The organism is Streptomyces sp. NPDC038213 (assembly GCF_055600495.1).
Genome location: NZ_JBVJYM010000027.1, coordinates 70,503 through 90,302, shown reverse-complemented (window position 1 = coordinate 90,302; position 19,800 = coordinate 70,503). Strand labels below are relative to the sequence as shown.

Here is a 19,800-nt window from a genome sequence, read left to right as displayed (position 1 = left end):
GGAACGTTCCGGCGACGGGCGCGGCGTTTCCGCGGATACCCTTGACAGGTGACCGACGCCCAAGAGACCGCAGCAGAACTGCGCACCACCACCGGGGGCGGCCCCCCGGACGACGTCGTTGTTCAGTCCGATGGGCTGCCGAGCGCGCCGCGGGCGCAGACGTCGAATCCGGCTCCGGAATCCGCCCCGGCCCCGATCCCCCTGCTCGAACCCCGCGAGGGCATCCCGCCGGTGGTCGCCGACGAGGAGGCCCTCGCCGCCGTCGTCGCCGCCTTCGCCGCGGGCACCGGACCGGTGGCCGTGGACGCCGAGCGGGCCTCCGGCTACCGCTACGGCCAGCGCGCCTACCTGGTGCAGCTGCGCCGCGAGGGCGCCGGGTCCGCGCTGATCGACCCGGTCGGCTGCCCGGACCTGTCGGCCCTCGGCGAGGCCCTGTCCGGCACCGAGTGGATCCTGCACGCCGCGACCCAGGACCTGCCGTGCCTGCGCGAAATAGGCATGGTCCCCACCTCCCTCTTCGACACCGAGCTCGCCGGCCGGCTGGCGGGCTTCCCGCGGGTCGGCCTGGGCGCGATGGTCGAGGGCGTGCTCGGATACGCCCTGGAGAAGGGGCACTCGGCCGTCGACTGGTCCACCCGCCCGCTGCCCGAGCCCTGGCTGCGGTACGCCGCGCTGGACGTGGAGCTCCTGGTCGACCTGCGCGACGCGCTGGAGGAGGAGCTGGAGCGGCAGGGCAAGCTCGACTGGGCCCGCCAGGAGTTCGACGCCATCGCCTCGGCCCCGCCCGCCCCGCCGCGCAAGGACCCCTGGCGCCGCACCTCCGGGATGCACAAGGTGCGCCGCCGCCGCCAGCTGGCCGTGGTCCGCGAGCTGTGGACCGCCCGCGACCGGATCGCGCAGCGCCGGGACGTCTCCCCCGGCAAGGTGCTGGGCGACGCCGCCATCGTGGAGGCGGCCCTCGCCCTGCCCGTCAACGTGCACGCCCTGTCCGCCCTGCCCGGGTACGGGCAGCGGATGGGCCGGCGCCAGCTCGACCAGTGGATGGCGGCCGTGGACCGGGCCAAGGCCCTGCCCGAGAGCGAGCTGCCGCTGCCCGGCGCCGGTCCGGCCGGACCGCCCCCGCCGCGCTCCTGGGCGGACAAGGACCCGGTGGCCGCGGCACGGCTGTCCGCGGCCCGCACGGCCGTCACGGAGCTCGCCGAGCGGCTGAACCTGCCGCAGGAGAATCTGATCACCCCGGACACCGTCCGCCGGCTGTGCTGGGAGCCCCCTGCCCGGGTGGACTCCGGGACCGTGGCCGAGGCCCTGGCCGCCCACGGCGCCCGGCCCTGGCAGATCGAGCAGGTCACCCCGGTGCTGGTCGGTGCGCTGACCGCCGCGGCGCTCTGACGGCCGCCCGCCGCCCTCCGGGGGCGGGTCCCCTCCCGGTCCGGGCGGGGGCCCGCCCCCTTCCCCGTTTCCGGGGCAGCCGCGCGGCGGATCCCGGGCCGCGGGCGGTGTGACCTTCACCGCTCCTGCCGGAGGGGGTGTGCACATTGGTTACCCGCAAGTAGCATGGCGGGGTGAGCGCGCGCTCAGCCGATGGGCGCGCGAGCTCGCGCAGCAGTGCCACCCCGCACCCTGGAGGAGAGCCATCGTGCCTCGTACCGTCAGGGACGTCGTCTTCGTCGACGGCGTCCGCACCCCGTTCGGCAAGGCGGGCCCGAAGGGCATCTACCACGAGACCCGCGCCGACGACCTCGTCGTGAAGGCGATCCGGGAGCTGCTGCGCCGCAACCCGGACCTCGACCCCAAGAAGATCGACGAGGTCGCCATCGCCGCGACCACGCAGATCGGCGACCAGGGCCTGACGCTGGGCCGCACGGCCGGCATCCTCGCGGGTCTGCCGCAGTCCGTCCCGGGCTACTCCATCGACCGCATGTGCGCCGGCGCGCTGACCGCCGTGACCGCCGTCGCGGGCGGCGTGGCCTTCGGTGCGTACGACGTCGCCGTCGCCGGCGGTGTCGAGCACATGGGCCGCCACCCCATGGGCGAGGGCGTGGACCCGAACCCGCGCTTCGTCTCCGAGAAGCTGGTCGACGAGTCCGCCCTGTTCATGGGCATGACCGCCGAGAACCTGCACGACCGCTACCCGGCGATCACCAAGCTCCGCGCCGACGAGTACGCCGTGCGCTCGCAGGAGAAGGCCGCCAAGGCGTACGCCGACGGCAAGATCCAGCAGGACCTGGTCCCGATCTCGGTGCGCCGCACCAACCCCGAGGCGGGCGAGACCGGCTGGGGCCTCGTCACCTCCGACGAGCCGATGCGCCCGGGCACCACGCTGGAGAACCTGTCCGGTCTGAAGACGCCGTTCCGCGTCCACGGCCGGGTCACCGCGGGCAACGCCGCCGGTCTCAACGACGGCGCCACGGCCGCCCTCATCGCGTCCGAGGACTTCGCCCGCGAGAACAACCTGCCGGTCAAGATGCGCCTGGTCTCGTACGCCTTCGCCGGCGTCGAGCCCGAGGTGATGGGCTACGGCCCGATCCCGGCCACGGAGAAGGCCCTGGCCCAGGCCGGCCTGTCGATCTCGGACATCGGCCTCTTCGAGGTCAACGAGGCCTTCGCGGTCCAGGTCCTCGCCTTCCTGGAGCACTACGGCATCGCCGACGACGACGCCCGCGTGAACCAGTACGGCGGCGCCATCGCCTTCGGCCACCCGCTCGCCTCCTCCGGCGTCCGCCTGATGACGCAGCTGGCCCGCCAGTTCGAGGAGCAGCCGCACGTCCGCTACGGCCTGACCACCATGTGCGTCGGCTTCGGCATGGGCGCGACGGTCATCTGGGAGAACCCGCACTTCACCGCCGAGGGAGACGCCAAGTGAGCACCACCGCTGAGCTCCTGAAGGGCGCGGCCGAGCTGTTCCCGGACGAGGTCGTCACGCAGGCGCACGTCCGCCACCTCGACCTGCCGTACGGCGCCGGGCGCTTCGCGCTCATCACGCTGGACAACGGCTTCGACCACACCAAGCCGACCACCTTCGGCCCCCAGTCGCTGGCGAACCTGAACGCCGCCGTCGACCAGGTCGAGAAGGAGGCCGCCGAGGGTGCGATCACCGGCGTCGGCCTGACCGGCAAGCCGTTCATCTTCGCCGTCGGCGCCGACCTCAAGGGCGTCGAGCTGCTGAAGGCGCACGAGGAGGCCCTCGCCATCGGCAAGGGCGGCCACGACGTGTTCAAGCGCCTGTCGGCGCTGGCCGTCCCCACCTTCGCCTACTACAACGGCGCGGCGATGGGCGGCGGTGTCGAGGTCGGCCTCCACTGCACGTACCGCACCGTCTCGAAGGCCATCCCGGCCTTCTCGCTGCCCGAGGTCTTCCTCGGCCTGGTGCCCGGCTGGGGCGGCTGCGCGATCCTGCCGAACCTGATCGGCGCCGAGCGCGCGATCTCGGTGATCATCGAGAACTCGCTCAACCAGAACCGCCAGCTCAAGGGCAAGCAGGTCTTCGAGCTCGGGATCGCCGACGCGATCTTCGAGGGCGCGGACTTCCTGGAGCAGTCCCTGCTGTGGACCGCCCGCGTGCTCACCGGCGCGACCGAGGTCGTCCGGGCCGAGATCGACCGCGGCGAGGGCTGGGACGCGGCCGTGGCCAAGGGCCGCGCCGTCGCGGACTCCAAGGTGCACGGCGCGGCTCCGGCGGCGTACCGCGCCCTGGACATCATCGCGGCGGCAAAGGACGGCGACCTGCAGGCCGGCTTCGACGCCGAGGACGCGGCGCTGGCCGACCTGATCATGGGCGGCGAGCTGCGCGCCGGGATCTACGCGTTCAACCTGGTCCAGAAGCGCGGCAAGCGCCCGGCCGGCGCCCCGGACAAGTCCCTGGCCCGCCCGGTCACCAAGGTCGGCGTGGTCGGCGCGGGCCTGATGGCCTCGCAGCTGGCGCTGCTGTTCCTGCGCCGCCTGGAGGTGCCGGTGGTCCTCACCGACATCGACCAGGAGCGCGTGGACAAGGGCGTGGGCTACGTCCACGCCGAGATCGACAAGCTGCTCGGCAAGGGCCGCATCAACCAGGACAAGGCCAACCGCCTCAAGGCCCTGGTGACCGGCGTGCTCGACAAGGCCGAGGGCTTCGCGGACGCGGACTTCATCATCGAGGCCGTGTTCGAGGAGATGTCCGTCAAGCAGAAGGTGTTCGCGGAGGTCGAGGCGGTCGCCCCGGCGCACGCGGTCCTCGCCACCAACACCTCCTCGCTGTCGGTGTCGGAGATGGCCTCGAAGCTCCGGCACCCCGAGCGCGTGGTCGGCTTCCACTTCTTCAACCCGGTCGCGGTCCTCCCGCTGCTGGAGATCGTCCGCGGCGAGCAGACGGACGAGGCCTCGCTGGCCACGGCCTTCGGCGTGGCGAAGAAGCTGAAGAAGACCGCGGTCCTCACCAAGGACGCCCCGGCGTTCGTCGTGAACCGCATCCTGACCCGCTTCATGGGCGAGATCCAGAACGTCATCGACGAGGGCACCCCGGTCGGGACGGCCGAGAAGGCCGTCGAGCCGCTCGGCCTGCCGATGTCGCCGCTGGTGCTGCTGGAGCTCGTCGGTCCGGCGATCGGCCTGCACGTCTCCGAGACCCTGAACCGCGCCTTCCCGGAGCGCTTCACCGTCTCCCCCAACCTGAAGCGGGTCGTCGAGGCCGGCAAGCGCGGCTTCTACGTCTACAAGCCGGAGAACGGCTTCAAGCCGGAGCTGGACCCCGAGGTCGCCGCCCTCCTGGTGCAGGGCGACTCCGTCCTGACCGAGGAGCAGGTCCGCGACCGCGTCCTCGACGCGGTGGCCCAGGAGATCGGCCTGATGCTGGAGGAGGGTGTCGTGGCCGAGGCCCAGGACATCGACCTCTGCCTGATCACGGGCGCCGGCTGGCCCTTCCACCTGGGCGGCATCACGCCGTACCTGGACCGTGAGGGCGTCTCGGAGCGGGTGAACGGCAAGAAGTTCCTCGCCCCCGGCCTCGCGAGCGTCCCGGCCTAGTCCGTACGCCTGCGCGCCCGCGCACAGCCGCACCGCTGCCCGTCCCCGGTCCTCCGGGGGCGGGCAGCGGCCGTTGCGGGGGCCGGGCGGGGCGGCCGCCGCGGGGCCGGGGGCGGTCCGCGAGCATTGCGGGAAGGGTGACAGAATGTCAGCCATGAGTTCCCGCACCGCCCGCACCGGAATATCCCGACCGAGCCGCCGGAGCCTGCTTCTGGCGGGCGGCTCCGCTCTCGCCGGCATGGCCGGGGGTTCCCTCCTGACCCTCGCCCTCCAGGATCCGGCGGAAAACCCGGAAAAGGACGGCGGAAAGGACCGCGCGGACGATTCCGGCTCGCGTGCCGGTGAATTCGACATTTCGAAGGCATCGGAATTCATGCCGCCCACTGCGCTCTACAACAAAACCGGCCCGCAGTCCTTTGCATTCGACGACCTGAACGGTTTCGTCTACGCGCTCCAGCTGGTCCAGGGCGGAATAGAACTCCGCGGAGAGGCGGATAAACTCTCCACCGCCGAGCGCCGCAGGAACGGCGACATGTGCGTCACGCGCCTCAACCGCGCCGGGGAGATCCTCGGCTACATGTACCTGCGCGGATTCGGCCACGGCATCTCGCTGGGCGTGGAGCCCGCGGGCCGCAAGACGTACCTGTGGGTCGAGGGCGAGGCCACGGGCCGCACCGGGTACGGCCGCACGGTGACCCGCGTGCCCTTCAAGGACGGCGCCGTCCTCGACTCCGCGCACCCCGACGTGCGCCACCAGGTCCCCCTGCCCGGGGCGCTCGTCACCCACCCCGCCCTCGACCTGGAGCGCGGCCGCGTGCTGGTGAGCCACCGTGAGCAGGGCGAACAGCGCTACGCCGTCTACCGTATGGACAAGTTCCGCAAGGGCGGCCACGGGCCGCTGTACGAGCTCGCGGACGTCTACCAGCGCGAGGGCGAGTCCTTCCAGGGCTGCGCGCTGTACGGGGACTACATCTACCGGCTGACCGGCAGCCCCTACACGGACGAGGAGGGGGAGAACCCGCCCTCCGGCGGCGGCAACACCTACGTCTCGGCCATCGACCTGCGCACCGGCCGGCGGGCCGGGCGGCGGCTGGTGACGGCCGCCCCGGACCTGGAGTTCCGGGAGCCCGAGGGAATCGCGGTGAGCCTCACGGGGCGCCCGCAGCTGTGCATCGGCTTCTCCGTGAAGGACGGGGACCGCAGAAAACTGGCTGTGTATCGCTTCACACACTGAAGCCGGGAACCGAAGGGGGCATTCCGCTATCGCATCGGCCGACCGTAGCCGAGCGGACACGGAGCGTCACCTTTTGCTACGGGCAGATCACACACGGGTCAGGTCTCGATTACCGGCGGCCATCCCCGTTTGCCGGACGTTTCCCCGGCCGCTATTCGGCGGTTCAGCGGGGGCGACTTTGATGCCTATACTACTGCGGCACTTAACAAGATCCTTACAGCAGGAGGCCCGGCCGCATGGGCAGGCAAAGCCGGCAGGCAGCGCTCGGTGTTCTCATCTCTTGCGCCCTGGTGCTCAGCTTCCTGGGCATGATGGCCGCGGTGGCCATGGCCTCGCTGCCGATCTTCGTCTACTCGGCGGCGGTCAGCTACGGCGCCGACCTGATGCTGCACAGCGCCGAGTCCTCCACGCTCGACCGGCTGCGCGACTCGCGCTTCGGCCTGACGATGCGCTTCCTCATCCGGCAGTTCCTGCTGCTGGCGCTGTGCGGCTCGATCGCCGTCCTCGACTCCTTCGTCGCCAAGATGGCCTCGCTCGGCCTGCTGCTGCTCTTCGTCCTGCAGCTGACGTACGGCGCCATCCTCAAGCGGGTCCGCTCCAAGCGCGCCGAGCTGCCGTACACCACCCGCGGGCTGGACATGGAGCTGCTCGGCATCCGCCGCATGCCGCACCCGTTCCTCATGGAGAAGCACGTCCGCAAGATGCTGCACCTGGACGTCCCACTGGTCGCGGGCGCCCTCGGCACCATCGCCACGGACGACTGGCGGTACGTGACCTTCGGGTCCATCGCCACCGTGTGGATCGCCTTCGTGGCCGTGCTCGTCCTGCTGCCCGGCGCCTGGAACGCCCTGTTCCTGCCCACCGGCGACGAGGCCCTCGAAGAGCTCAACCGCCAGCTGGACATCTACCGGCCCCAGGTCGCCCTCTACTTCACCTTCGCCGCCATCTCCAAAGACTTCATGTACCAGGTGAACATGTGGCTGGAGGCCCTGGAGGCGCTGGACCTGCGGCCCATCATCGTGCTCCGCGAGCGGGCCACCCTGCGCTACCTGGACGCGACCTCCGTCCCCGTCATCTGCGTACCCAAGGCCGACAACCTGGCCCGGGTCGAGATGCCGGAGCTGCGCGTGGCCCTGTACCCGGGCAACGCCGGCAAGAACGTGCACATGCTCCAGCGCGCCGAGGTCAAGCACGTCTTCATCGGCCACGGCGACAGCGACAAGCTCGCCAGCTCCAACCGCGTCAGCAAGGTCTTCGACGAGATCTGGGTGGCCGGCCGGGCCGGGCGCGACCGCTACGAGCGCATCAAGCACGCGGTCACCCCGCGGCAGATCGTCGAGGTCGGCCGCCCCCAGCTGATGACCCTGCACCACTGGACCGGCAAGGTCTCCAACAAGGTCCCGACGGTCATCTACGCCCCCACCTGGGAGGGCTGGACCGACGACGCCTGCTACACCTCCGTCATCCCGGCGGGCGAGAAGCTGATCAACACCCTGCTCGACCACAAGCAGCAGATCCGCATCATCTACAAGCCCCACCCGCTGACCGGCACCCGCTCCCCCGCCGCCGCCGCGGCGCACCGGCGCATCATCGCGCTGCTCAACGAGGACAACGCGAACCGCTTCGGGCGCAACATCGCCGACTCCAAGACCGCGGCCCGCAAGCTGGCCCGCATCGACAAGCGGATCGCCGAGCTGTCCGAGCGCGGCGTCCGCTCGAAGTACCCGGACCTGTCCGAGGAGGAGCGCACCGCGCGCATCCGCGGCAGCCGCAACCAGGCCGGAGCCCTGTACTGGGAAGCACTTCCGGACGAGGCCCACCACGTCGTCACCGAGCGGATCCCCGCCCTGTACGACTGCTTCAACCACTCCGATCTGCTGATCGGCGACATGTCGAGCGTCGTCTCCGACTTCGTCGCCACCCGCAAGCCGTACGCCATCTTCAACCTCGAAGGGCTGCCCGACACCGATTTCCGGAACGAGCAGCGCACGGCATACGCCTCGTACCTCCTCGACGCGGACTGCAACGGTCTGGACGAGGCGATCGACGCGATGCTGTTCCCCGAGAACGACGTGATGGCGCACTACCGCGAGCAGCTGAAGGAATATCTCCTCGGCAAGGATTTCCCGCCGTCCACCGTCCGTTTCAACAACGCGGCGAACGACCTCTACCGGCGCGGACTCCAGGATTTCCCCATCGAGTACCCGGAACTCCCGGCCCTCCCGGCCTAGGAGTTCCCCCTCCCAGCCGCTCCCCTTGCGGAACCCCCATCACATCTAAGGAAGCAGGAGACCTTGTCCCACAGTGCAACCCGACGCCGTACCGTCGCCGTCGTCCTCGCAGGTGGCACCGGGCAGCGCATCGGACTCGAGATCCCGAAGCAGCTTCTGAAGATCGCGGGCAAGCCGATCCTCGAGCACACGCTGCACATCTTCGAGCACGCCCCGGACATCGACGACGTGATCGTCCTGATGACCCCGGCGTACACCGGCGAGGCCGAGAAGATCGTCGCCCGCGCCGGGCTCAAGAAGGTCTCCCGGGTGCTGGCCGGCGGCTCCACCCGCAGCGAGACCACCAACATCGCCATCCGCGCGATCGCCGAGACCCTCGGCGCGGACGAGGACTGCAACCTCCTCTTCCACGACGCCGTGCGCCCGCTGCTGTCGCAGCGCGTGGTCAAGGAGTGCGTGGACGCGCTGGACCGCTACCAGGCGGTCGACGTGGCGATCCCGTCCTCCGACACGGTCATCGTCACCCGCACCCACGGCGACGACGGCGAGTTCATCACCGAGGTCCCGGACCGCTCCCGGCTGCGCCGCGGCCAGACCCCGCAGGGCTTCTGGCTGTCGACGATCCGCCGCGCGTACGAGCTCGCGGGCGCGGACCCGGCCTTCCAGGCCACCGACGACTGCTCGGTCGTGGTGCGCTACCTGCCCGACGTCCCGGTCCACGTGGTCATGGGCGACGAGTACAACATGAAGGTCACCCAGCCCGTCGACGTGTTCATCGCCGACAAGCTGTTCCAGCTCGCCTCCTCCCTCGCGCCCGACCAGGCCGGGGACGAGTACTACCGCGAGCAGCTGGCCGGCAAGACCATGCTGGTCTTCGGCGGCTCGTACGGCATCGGCGCCGACATCGCGCAGATAGCCGAGGGCTACGGCGCCCGCGTCTACGCCCTGGGCCGCTCCACCACCGGTACGCACGTCCAGAACCCGGACCACGTCGACGAGGCCTTCGCCAAGGCGTACGCCGAGACCGGGCGGGTGGACTTCGTCGTCAACACCGCGGGCATCCTGCGCGTCGGCCGGCTCGCGGAGACCGACAACGACGCGATCCGCGAGGCGCTGGAGGTCAACTACCTCGCGCCCGTGAACATCGCCCGCTCCGCGTTCAAGTACCTGAGCGAGACCAACGGCCAGCTGCTGCTGTTCACCTCCAGCAGCTACACCCGCGGCCGCGCGGACTACAGCCTGTACTCCTCCACCAAGGCCGCCATGGTCAACCTGACCCAGGCGCTGGCCGACGAGTGGGCGGGCGACCGCGTCCGCGTCAACTGCATCAACCCGGAGCGCACCGCCACCCCGATGCGCACCAAGGCCTTCGGCCAGGAGCCCGAGGGCTCGCTTCTGTCCTCCGAGACCGTGGCGCGCAGCTCGCTGGACGTGCTGCTGTCCGAGATGACCGGCCACGTGATCGACGTGCGCCAGCAGGACCCGACGGCGGTCGCCGCCCAGCGCTCGGGCTTCGAGCAGGCCATCGCCTCCGTGCTGAGCCGCACGGAGCACCAGGAGCTGTAGGCCCTCCGGTGCGGGGTCCGGGCGCGCGCGTGCCCTGGCCCCGCACCGGCGAGTTCCGCTCACAGGACAGGGAGAGGCATGACGTACGCACCCGAGCAGCCTTCGGGGCAGGCCCGGATCTTCGTGGCCGGTGACTCCACCGCGGTCACCCGCCCGGCGAGCCACCTGCCGATGGCGGGCTGGGCCCAGGCCCTGCCGCTCTTCCTGAGCGATGCGGTGGAAGTGGTCAACTGCGCCCGCGCACGGGCCAGTTCGAAGAGCTTCCGGGAGCGCGGCCGGCTCCAGTGGATCCTGGAGAACATGTCCCCCGGCGACTACCTGGTCTTCGGCTTCGGCCAGATCGACTGGAAGCCGGACCCGGGTCTGCACACCAAGCCCTTCACCACCTTCACGGAGCACATGCGGGCGTACGTCACCGGGGTCCGCGAGGCCCAGGGCCACCCCGTGATCCTGCTGCCCTTCGAGCGGCGGCGCGTGGACCGGCACGGCAACGTGGCCCGCTTCCTGGGCGACTACCCCCTCGCGATGCGGCAGCTGGCCCGCGAGGAGCACGTGCCGGTCGTCGACCTGTACGGCCAGAGCCTCGCGTGGTGGGAGGAGCTCGGGCCCGAGAACTCCAAGCACGCCTTCACCTACCTGCGCCCCGGCGAGCCGCTCCAGCCGATCGTGCAGGACGCGGACAACGTGCACGTACGCGCCGAGGGCGCCGTCGAGTGCGCCCGCTTCGTGGCCCGCAGCCTCCACGAGCAGCGGATCATCCCGCCGCACTGGGCCAGGGACCTGGACCGGCGCAGCTTCTCGTACGACGAGCTGGGCTGGCTCGACGACGCCACCTTCGCCCACCGCACCAAGTCCCGCGTGTCCACCTTCCCCGGCCAGGAGTCCGGCGCATGAACCACCTGCTGTGCCGGGGCCAGGCCCTCGGACTCGAACCGGAGCAGGGCGCCGTCTACGCGGCCCTGTACAGCTCGGCCGACCCCTGGCAGGGGGTGTCCCCCGGCGAGCAGGTGCAGCTGGCGCTGTCCGTCGCCCCCGACGGCGGCGCCCCGCGCGGGTACGCCTACCTGCTGGAGGCCCCGCTCGCCAAGGGCGCCGAGATCCTCGCCGTGCAGGGGCTGGAACACTTCCCCGAGCAGGGCTGGTTCCGGGTCCGGGCCGGCCGCGGCGAGAACGCCACGGGCATCGTGGTGCTGCGGGTGCGCCAGCCCGCCGCCGTCCCGCGGCTGCGCCCCCAGATCATGGTGGCCGTCCCGGACGCGAGCGGCCGCAAGCTGCTGCGTACGGGCAAGCTCTCCGACACCGCGCTGCCGGTGCGCAAGCCGGCCGCGCCCGGGCTGCGCCTGGGCGTCTCGCCCGGTACGCAGGGCACGGTCAACGTGCTCGCGGCGGCCCCGCCCGGCAGCAGCGCCGCCGGGGTGACCCGGCCGCGGCACGGGCAGGCCCGGCTGTCCCCGGACGGCTGGGTGACGTACACCCCCGAGCCCGGGTTCAGCGGCTACGACCGCTTCGAGTACACGCTCGGCACCCCGGAGGCGGGCAAGCTGACCGCTCCCGTCAACGTGCACGTCGGGGCGCCGGGCCAGATCCCGGGCGCCTTCCCCGAGCGGCCGGGCGCCGTGGAGTTCCGCCGCTGGGAGTGGCCGGAGCTCACCGGGGAGATGCCCTGGCCGCAGCAGTCCGTGCACCCGCAGAGCCGATAGGGCGAGCCGATGATGAACACCGCAGCCGTACGCCCCGGCGACATCAAGGACGTCACCGTCGTCGTCCGGGTCGCCAACCACGCCCAGACCGTGGACGCCTGCCTGGTCTCGGTGCTGGAGCAGTCCATCGGGCTCGACCGCCTCCAGCTGATCGCCGTGGACGACGGCTCCACGGACGACAGCGGTGCGCGGATCGCGCGCGCGGCCCACGAGCACCCCGGGGTGATCCGCGCGGGTGCGCAGCAGCGCGGGCTGAGCCCGGCCGCGGCCCGCAACTGGGCGCTGAGCCAGGCCACCGGGCGGTACCTGATCTTCCTGGAGGGCACCGACCGGCTGGCGCCGCAGGCGCTGGAGCGGATGGTGGGCGCGGCCGACCGCAACGAGGCCGACGTCGTCCTGGGCAAGCTGGAGAGCTCCGGGCGGCACACCGTCGCCACGTCGATGTTCCGGCGCAGCTCGGCGCACACCGACCTGTACTCCTCGCGCGTGTACTGGTCGCTGACCCCGGACAAGCTGTTCCGCACCAGCATGGTGCAGCGCGAGGGCCTGCAGTTCCCCACGGACATGCTGATCGGCGAGGACCAGGTCTTCACGGCCGCGGCGTACATCGCGGCCGACAACATCTCCGTGGTCGCCGACCAGACCTGCGTGCTGAAGGGCCCGTCCGCCGCGGCGAAGGTCTCGCTGGCCGAGCGGGTCTCCATGGCGGCCCGGATGATGGCCCTGGTGGGCGGCCGGCTGCCGGCGGGCGAGCAGCGGGACTGGCTGCTCTCGCGCCACCTGGAGGCCGAGCTGGGCAAGCCGACCGGGCCGGCGCTGCTGGCCTCCCAGGACCCCTCGGACCGCGAACAGGCCCTGTGGGCCGCCTCGGAGGTGCTGCGCACGCACGCCACGCCGGGGGCGCTGGACCTGCTGGCGCGGCCGCTGGCCGTGCGGTTCGCGCTGCTGGCGGCGGGGCGCTTCGAGGAGGCCGTCGAGATGGCCGCGTACGAGGCGGACAAGTCCCGTCCCGTCGCGACCAAGACGGTGGAGGACGGCCGGGTCTACACGAACCTGCCGCACTTCCGCAGCGGCGCCAACCCGCTGCCGGACGCGCTGTTCGACATCACGCGGCAGATGACGGTCTCCCACGAGCTGTCGAAGATGCAGTGGAACGCGCCGCTGCTGGTGCTGGAGGGCTACGCGTTCTACGAGCAGCTCTCGACGCGGGACCGGGCCACGAAGGTGGTGCTGCGCAACCGGCTGACGGGGGCGGAGGAGCGGTTCTCCGTGACGGCGCGCCGGGACGAGACCCTGCTGAACGCGAAGGGCAAGCCGCGGGCGATGGGGCGGTTCTCGACCCGGGTCAACCTGCGGCAGACGTCGAACGGCTGGCCGGTCACGCCGGGGGTGTGGGACCTGTTCCTGTCGGTCAGCTTCGAGGGGGTGACGCAGGAGGTGCGGCTCGGGCGCCGGACCGGGGCCGAGGTCGACTCCGTCTCGCGGCGTCCCGTCGTCATCGCGCCGGATCCGCAGCACCAGGGTCTGGAACTGGTCGCGACCCCGGTCTACAGCGCGGAGGGCGACCTGAGCCTGGAGATCTCCTCCCGCCTCCCCCTCCCGACGGCGTAACCCCCCGCTGCGCGGGGCCTGTTCCCCACCCCGCCCCTTCCCGAAACCGGGGCTCCGCCCCGGACCCCGTTCCGTGCGCTGCGCGCCCGGTGCGCTCAAACGCCGCGCGGGCTGGATTTGCCGCGTAGCGGCAAATTTCCAGCCCCGCCAGGGGGTCCCCCCGGACGAAGTCTGGGGGAGTTTGAGGCGCGGGGGTGTGGGGGCGGAGCCCCCGCTTCGGGAAGGGGCGGGGTGGGGAAGAGCCCGCGCAGCGGACCCGGTCGGTCAGGTGGTCCGGGTCCACGGGCCGAAGGTCAGGCCCTCCTGGGCGGGGTCCTGGCGGGTCAGGACGAGGGTTCCCGCCGCGTCCAGGCCGGCCACGACGATCCGCCCGGCCCCGTCCACGACGACCTGGAGGAAGCGGACGTCCCGCCCCCCCAGCGGCGCCCACCACGCCCCGTACCCCTCGTTCTCCGTGACGTACGCGGCGAGTTCCACCTCGCCCCCGGCCCCGGTCTGCGCCAGCACCGTGCAGTCGTAGCCCCCGAGCACGGTCCGCGCCGCCCCCACCGGCCCGCGCCCGCCCGCCCCGCCGAGGGACATCAGCCCGCCCTGCGCGTCGCGCGACTGCGCCCGCCAGGCGACGAGCTGCCCGTCGCCGGGGTAGCGCCAGAAGTACGTGGTGCGCTTCGGGCCGGTCTCCAGGGCCACCGCCGTGCCGGGGACCACGGCCGTGCCGACCTGGTCGCCGAGTTCGAAGCGGCCCTTGGCGACGCCGACCCAGCGGTCGACCCCTCCGGAAGCCGCGGGTTCGTTCTGCGCGAGGACCTCCAGGACCCCGCCCTCCGGCATGGCGGCGGCCAGTTCGCCCTCGTACGCGGTGGTGCTGACGCCCTTCCAGCCGCCCCAGGCGCCGTCGGCGTTGCGGCTGCGCCGCAGGATGCCGCTCTGCCGCAGGGAGACGAGGACGTGCACGCTGCCGGCGACCGGGTTGACCACGACAACGGGCGGTCCGGTGAGCGGGTCGGCGGCGGGTCCGCCGGGGAGTGCGGGGGTGCCGAGGCTGAGCCAGTCGGTGAGTCCGCGGCGGTTCTGGAACTGGGTGGCGAAGGCTATCTCGGGGGTGCCGGACGGGTTCTGCGGAGGACGCCGTACGGTGACGAAGTGGACATATCCCTCGCGGTTTTGAGCCATCGCGAGGGCCCCGCCGCACCAGCCGGGTATGGGGAGCAGTTCGGGGCCGCTCCAGGCGCCCCCTGGGGCCCCGCCCTCGGTCCAGCGCAGGAGACCGCCGTGGCCGCCCGCATAGGCGGCCAGCAGGCCGTCACGGCCCCTGAAGAGCCACCGCCCGGCCGGCGGGCGCGGCCGGGAAGCCCCCGGGTCCTGCGGACCGCCGTCCTGAAGGGCGCTGGAGTCCGCGGAACTGCCGCTTCTGCCACGGATCACGACGCCTGCTGCCTTTCTCGGAGACCAGACCCTCGCCTCTCGAACGCTTCGAAAGTCTGTCTATTATTCACACCATCCTCAGGCAGACGGCCGGGCAGGTTCAGGTTCGCTCCACCGCCCCCTCCGCCCGCACGCCAACCCTAGTCCCGACGGAAGGGCCCGACGAGCCATGACCCAGCAGAGCGGCCGCTCCCGGCGCCGCCCCAAGAGCCGCGGCCGCCGGGCACTGAAGATCGTCCTGCTGTCGCTGGCGGTGCTCCTCGTCGGCCTCGGCGGCCTCGGCTGGTGGGCGTACAGCAACCTGAACGGCAACCTCGACAGCGTGGACCTGGACCAGGCCATCGGCGACAACCGGCCGAAGAAGGTGGCCACCGGCGCCCAGAACATCCTGATCCTCGGCTCCGACTCGCGCAGCGGCGCCAACGCCGAACTGGACCACGGCGACGTCGGCGGCACCGCCCGCTCCGACACCGCGATGCTGATGCACATACCCGAGGGCCGCGCCAAGGCGACCGCGGTGAGCATCCCCCGCGACACCCTGGTGACCCGGCCCGACTGCAGGAAGAAGGACGGCAGCACCGTGCCCGGCAAGGAGCGCGTGATGTTCAACAGCATCTACACGCTGGCCGGCCCGGCGTGCGTGGTGAACACCGTCGAGCAGATGTCGAACGTGCGCATCGACCACTTCGTCGAGGTGGACTTCGCCGGTTTCAAGGGCCTGGTGGACGCCCTCGGCGGCGTGACCGTCACCGTCGACGAGCCCATCAAGGGCGGCAAGGGCGGCCTCCAGCTGGAGCCCGGCACCCACAAGCTCGACGGCACCGACTCGCTCAAGTTCGTCCGTACCCGCTACGGCTACAAGGACGGCAGCGACCTCGGACGCATCGGCCTCCAGCAGCAGTTCATGCTGGCGATGCTGACCGAGATCAAGAGCCAGAACGCCCTCGGCAACCCGGCCCGCCTCTACAAGCTCGCCGACGCCGGCACCAAGTCCCTGACCACCGACTCCGAGCTGGGCTCCCTCACCGCGCTCGCCGACTTCGCCAAGAGCATGAAGGGCGTGGACGCGAACACCATGGAGACCATCATGCTCCCGGTGGCGTACGACAGGATCGACCCGAACCGCGTGGTCGCCGCCGAGCCGCAGGCCTCGCAGCTGTGGGAGGCCGTGCGCAACGACACGCCGATCCCGGCCTCCGCCAAGAAGTCCCCCGCGACCGGCGGCTGAGCCGCCGGCCGCCTCCGGACTCCAGCCCCCCCCGGAGCCCCGTCCGTCACCTGGTGGCGGGCGGGGCTCCGGCCTGTGCGCGCTCCCTGCCCAGGCGGCTGTTCTTGCGCCCGTAGAGGTAGTAGACGACGACGCCGAGCGCCATCCAGAGGCCGAAGCGCACCCAGGTCTCTGCGGGCAGGTTCAGCATCAGCCACACCGAGGCCGCGATGGACACGATGGGGATGAACGGCACCAGCGGGGTGCGGAAGGCCCGGTGCAGGTCGGGCCGGGTGCGCCGCAGGATGATCACGCCGAGGGCGACCACCACGAAGGCGAACAGGGTGCCGATGTTCACCAGGGTCGCGAGCTCGTTGATGCTGGTGAACCCGGCGATCACGGCGATCGCCACGCCCAGCAGGATGGTCGGCCGGTACGGGGTCCCGAACCGCGGGTGGGTCTTGGAGAAGAACCGCGGCAGCAGCCCGTCGCGGCTCATCGCGAAGAACACCCGGGTCTGGCCCAGCAGCAGGATCATGCAGACCGTCGTCAGGCCCACGGCCGCGCCGAAGCTGATGGCCCCGGCGAAGAAGGGGTGCCCGACGGATTTGAAGGCGTCCGCGAGCGGGGCGCTGGTCGACAGCTCGGTGTAGTGCTGCATGCCCGTGACGACCAGCGACACGGCCACGTACAGCACCGTGCAGATGAGCAGCGAGCCCAGGATGCCGCGGGGCATGTCGCGCTGCGGGCGCTTGGTCTCCTCGGCGGCGGTGGCGACCACGTCGAAGCCGATGAAGGCGAAGAAGACGACGGAGGCGGCCGTGAAGATGCCCATGATGCCGAAGTTGGTGGGCTCGTAGCCGAAGATCAGCTGGACCAGCGGGGCGTCGAGCCCGGAGCCGCCCTCCTGCTTCTGCGCCGGCGGGATGAACGGCTTGTAGTTGGCGGCCTTCACGAAGAACAGGCCGGCGACGATGACCATCAGGACCACGGCCACCTTGATGGCGACGACCACGGCCGTGACCCGGGCGGACAGCTTCATGCCCACGACGAGGATCGCGGTCAGCGCCAGGACCAGCAGGAAGGCCAGCAGGTCGAAGGTGCCGCCGGCGACGTCGGGGCCCTGGAGGGCGTCCGGCAGGTGCCAGCCCGCGTTGTCCATCAGGGAGCGCACGTACCCCGACCAGCCGACGGCGACCACCGCCGTGCCGAGGGTGAACTCGAGGACGAGGTCCCAGCCGATGATCCACGCGGGCAGCTCGCCGAGGGAGGCGTACGAGAAGGTGTACGCGGACCCGGCGACCGGGACGGTGGAGGCGAACTCGGCGTAGCAGAGGGCGGCCAGGGCGCAGACCACGCCGGCGGCCACGAAGGCGAGGGCGGTGGCGGGTCCGGCGGTCTCCTTGGCCACCTTGCCCGTGAGGACGAAGATGCCGGTGCCGATGATCACTCCGACGCCGAAGACCGTGAGGTCCCAGGCCGAGAGGGATTTGCGGAGGCTGTGCTCCGGCTCCTCGGTGTCGCGGATGGACTGCTCGACCGACTTGGTGCGGAACGGGCCGTTGGTGCCCGACGGGGGCCCCTGGGGGCCCCGATCCTGCTGCGTGCTCACCGGATTACCTCCACGCGGGGTGGACGTCGCGGTTTCCGCCCCCTGGCGGGGCGGGTACGCGAATGGGCCGGTCGGACCACCCTTCCAGGGTGACCAACCGGCCCGTCGCGTGCAACGCGGGGCGATCACCGCCGCCCGTACGGCCCCCGCCGCGCGGCCCCGGCCGCGTGCGGCCTCAGTCCCGCGCGGCCTCGGCCGGCTCGCTGTCGAAGCGGCCGTCGAGCTTGGCTACCAGGCCGGTGACCTGGCGGGCGATGTCCGGGGCGGTCAGCCCGATCTCGGCCAGGATCTCCTTGCGGAGCGCGTGGTCGAGGAAGCGGGCCGGGATGCCGAAGTCGCGCAGCGGCACGTCCACGCCCGCGTCCCGCAGGGCCTGCGAGACCGCGGAGCCGACGCCGCCGGCCCGGCTGTTGTCCTCGACGGTGACGACCACCCGGTGCCGCTCGGCGAGCGGCGCCAGGGCCTCGTCCACCGGCTTGACCCAGCGCGGGTCGACCACGGTGGCGGAGATGCCCTGCTTGTCGAGGAGGTCGGCGACCTCCAGGCACATCGGGGCGAGCGCGCCGACCGAGACGATGAGCACGTCCGGCTTGAGCACCTCGGCCGCCGGGGTGCGCAGCAGGTCCATGCCGCCGATCCGGCCCACGGCCGGGACCGCGGGGCCGACGACGCCCTTGGAGAAGCGGACGACGGTCGGGGCGTCCTCCACGGCCACGGCCTCGCGGAGCTGCATCCGCAGCTGCTCGGCGTCGCGCGGGGCGGAGATCCGCAGGGTCGGCACGCACTGGAGCACGGACATGTCCCACATGCCGTTGTGCGAGGCGCCGTCGTCACCGGTGACCCCGGCCCGGTCCAGGACGAAGGTGACCCCGCACTTGTGCAGGGCGACGTCCATGAGGACCTGGTCGAAGGCGCGGTTGAGGAAGGTGGCGTAGACCGCGAAGACCGGGTGCAGGCCGCCGGTGGCCAGGCCGGCGGCGGAGACCGCGCCGTGCTGCTCGGCGATGCCCACGTCGTAGATCCGGTCCGGGTAGGCCTCGGCGAACTTGTTGAGGCCGACCGGGTGGAGCATGGCCGCGGTGATGGCGACCACGTCCTCGCGGTCGCGGCCGATCTTGACCATCTCGTCGGCGAAGACGGAGGTCCAGCTCGCGGCGGCCGTCTTCACCGGCAGGCCGGTGTCCGGGTGGATGACGCCGACCGCGTGGAAGCGGTCCGCCTCGTGCTCCAGGGCCGGGGTGTAGCCGCGGCCCTTCTGGGTGAGGCAGTGGACGATGACCGGGCCGCTGAAGCGCTTGGCGCGCTGCAGGGCGGACTCCAGGGCCTCGATGTCGTGGCCGTCGATGGGGCCGATGTACTTCAGTCCGAGGTCCTCGAACATGCCCTGGGGGGCGATGAAGTCCTTCAGGCCCTTCTTGGCCCCGTGCAGGGTCTCGTAGAGCGGCTTCCCGACGACCGGGGTGCGCTCCAGGATGTCCTTGCCGCGGGCGAGGAAGCGCTCGTAGCCGTCCGTGGTGCGCAGGGTGGCCAGGTGGTCGGCGAGGCCGCCGATGGTGGGGCCGTACGAGCGCTCGTTGTCGTTGACGACGATGACGAGCGGGCGGTCCTTGGCGGCGGCGATGTTGTTCAGCGCCTCCCAGGCCATGCCGCCCGTGAGCGCGCCGTCCCCGATGACGGCGGCCACGTGGTGGTCGGCCTTCTTCAGGACCTGGTTCGCCTTGGCGAGGCCGTCGGCCCAGCCGAGCACGGTGGAGGCGTGCGAGTTCTCGATCACGTCGTGCTCGGACTCGGCGCGCGAGGGGTAGCCGGACAGGCCGCCCTTGGAGCGCAGCTTGGAGAAGTCCTGGCGGCCGGTGAGCAGCTTGTGGACGTAGGCCTGGTGGCCGGTGTCGAAGAGGACCTTGTCCTTGGGCGAGTCGAAGACCCGGTGCAGGGCGATCGTCAGTTCGACGACGCCGAGGTTGGGGCCGAGGTGCCCGCCGGTCTTGGAGACCGCGTCGACGAGGAAGGACCTGATCTCTGCGGCCAGCTGGTTCAGCTGCTCCGGGCCGAGCAGGTCCAGATCGCGCGGTCCCTTGATGCGGGTCAGCAGCACCCGTGCCTCCTTGCAGTTGCTTGCTGGTCTGTCGAGTCTAATGTTCCGCTCGCGGCGGACGTCATCGGGCGGTACCGGCAGGGTCACATCCTTGTCATACCTGTACGTATTTCCGCACCGT

13 protein-coding genes are annotated in these 19,800 nt (G+C 71.6%); 10 read left to right on the top strand and 3 right to left on the bottom strand.

Annotation, left to right across the window (positions count from 1 at the left end; translation table 11 throughout):
- Window positions 1–48 precede the first annotated feature (48 nt).
- The 9 genes from ACZ7JZ_RS28300 to ACZ7JZ_RS28260 all read left to right on the top strand — a co-directional run bounded on the left by ACZ7JZ_RS28300 (window position 49) and on the right by ACZ7JZ_RS28260 (window position 13,340).
- On the top strand, window positions 49–1,389 hold the full coding sequence (locus tag ACZ7JZ_RS28300; RefSeq protein ID WP_470944033.1) for an HRDC domain-containing protein: 1,341 nt from the start codon (window positions 49–51) through the stop codon (window positions 1,387–1,389).
- A gap of 247 nt (window positions 1,390–1,636) precedes the next feature.
- Window positions 1,637–2,863 carry an acetyl-CoA C-acyltransferase gene (locus ACZ7JZ_RS28295; RefSeq protein WP_470944031.1) on the top strand — a complete coding sequence of 409 codons (1,227 nt, stop codon included), beginning with the start codon at window positions 1,637–1,639 and terminating at the stop codon, window positions 2,861–2,863.
- Window positions 2,860–4,998, top strand: coding sequence for a 3-hydroxyacyl-CoA dehydrogenase NAD-binding domain-containing protein (locus tag ACZ7JZ_RS28290; RefSeq protein WP_470944029.1), 2,139 nt, complete (start codon window positions 2,860–2,862; stop codon window positions 4,996–4,998). The genes ACZ7JZ_RS28295 and ACZ7JZ_RS28290 overlap by 4 nt, the downstream gene beginning before the upstream one ends.
- A 373-nt stretch (window positions 4,999–5,371) precedes the next feature.
- A complete protein-coding gene (locus tag ACZ7JZ_RS28285; protein WP_470944027.1) occupies window positions 5,372–6,232 on the top strand; it encodes a phage baseplate protein in 861 nt (286 codons plus the stop codon).
- A gap of 236 nt (window positions 6,233–6,468) precedes the next feature.
- Entirely contained in the window at window positions 6,469–8,463 is a 1,995-nt protein-coding gene (locus ACZ7JZ_RS28280) for a hypothetical protein (RefSeq protein ID WP_470944024.1), read from the top strand.
- A gap of 63 nt (window positions 8,464–8,526) precedes the next feature.
- Window positions 8,527–10,029, top strand: coding sequence for an SDR family NAD(P)-dependent oxidoreductase (locus ACZ7JZ_RS28275; RefSeq protein WP_470944022.1), 1,503 nt, complete (start codon window positions 8,527–8,529; stop codon window positions 10,027–10,029).
- Window positions 10,030–10,107: 78 nt separating this feature from the next.
- Window positions 10,108–10,923, top strand: coding sequence for a rhamnogalacturonan acetylesterase (locus ACZ7JZ_RS28270; RefSeq protein ID WP_470944020.1), 816 nt, complete (start codon window positions 10,108–10,110; stop codon window positions 10,921–10,923).
- Window positions 10,920–11,729, top strand: coding sequence for an Ig-like domain-containing protein (locus tag ACZ7JZ_RS28265; RefSeq protein WP_470944017.1), 810 nt, complete (start codon window positions 10,920–10,922; stop codon window positions 11,727–11,729). Before ACZ7JZ_RS28270 ends, ACZ7JZ_RS28265 begins: the two co-directional genes overlap by 4 nt.
- A 9-nt stretch (window positions 11,730–11,738) precedes the next feature.
- On the top strand, window positions 11,739–13,340 hold the full coding sequence (locus ACZ7JZ_RS28260; RefSeq protein ID WP_470944015.1) for a glycosyltransferase: 1,602 nt from the start codon (window positions 11,739–11,741) through the stop codon (window positions 13,338–13,340).
- A 264-nt stretch (window positions 13,341–13,604) separates the two neighbouring features.
- Here the strand turns inward: ACZ7JZ_RS28260 and ACZ7JZ_RS28255 are convergent, their stop codons facing one another.
- The gene (locus tag ACZ7JZ_RS28255) at window positions 13,605–14,765 is read right to left on the bottom strand and encodes a hypothetical protein (protein ID WP_470944012.1); all 1,161 of its coding nucleotides are present in this window, start codon (window positions 14,763–14,765) and stop codon (window positions 13,605–13,607) included.
- 169 nt (window positions 14,766–14,934) lie between these two features.
- Between ACZ7JZ_RS28255 and ACZ7JZ_RS28250 the strand changes: the two genes are divergently transcribed.
- Window positions 14,935–15,993, top strand: coding sequence for an LCP family protein (locus ACZ7JZ_RS28250; protein WP_470944009.1), 1,059 nt, complete (start codon window positions 14,935–14,937; stop codon window positions 15,991–15,993).
- Between the two features lie 46 nt (window positions 15,994–16,039).
- On the opposite strand, the gene ACZ7JZ_RS28245 is transcribed toward ACZ7JZ_RS28250, so the two are convergent.
- Together ACZ7JZ_RS28245 and dxs are read right to left on the bottom strand one after the other, a co-directional pair.
- Window positions 16,040–17,584, bottom strand: a complete 1,545-nt coding sequence (locus ACZ7JZ_RS28245; RefSeq protein ID WP_470944006.1) for an amino acid permease — start codon at window positions 17,582–17,584, stop codon at window positions 16,040–16,042.
- A 175-nt stretch (window positions 17,585–17,759) separates the two neighbouring features.
- Entirely contained in the window at window positions 17,760–19,679 is a 1,920-nt protein-coding gene (dxs, locus tag ACZ7JZ_RS28240; RefSeq protein WP_470944003.1) for a 1-deoxy-D-xylulose-5-phosphate synthase, read from the bottom strand.
- Window positions 19,680–19,800: the final 121 nt, after the last annotated feature.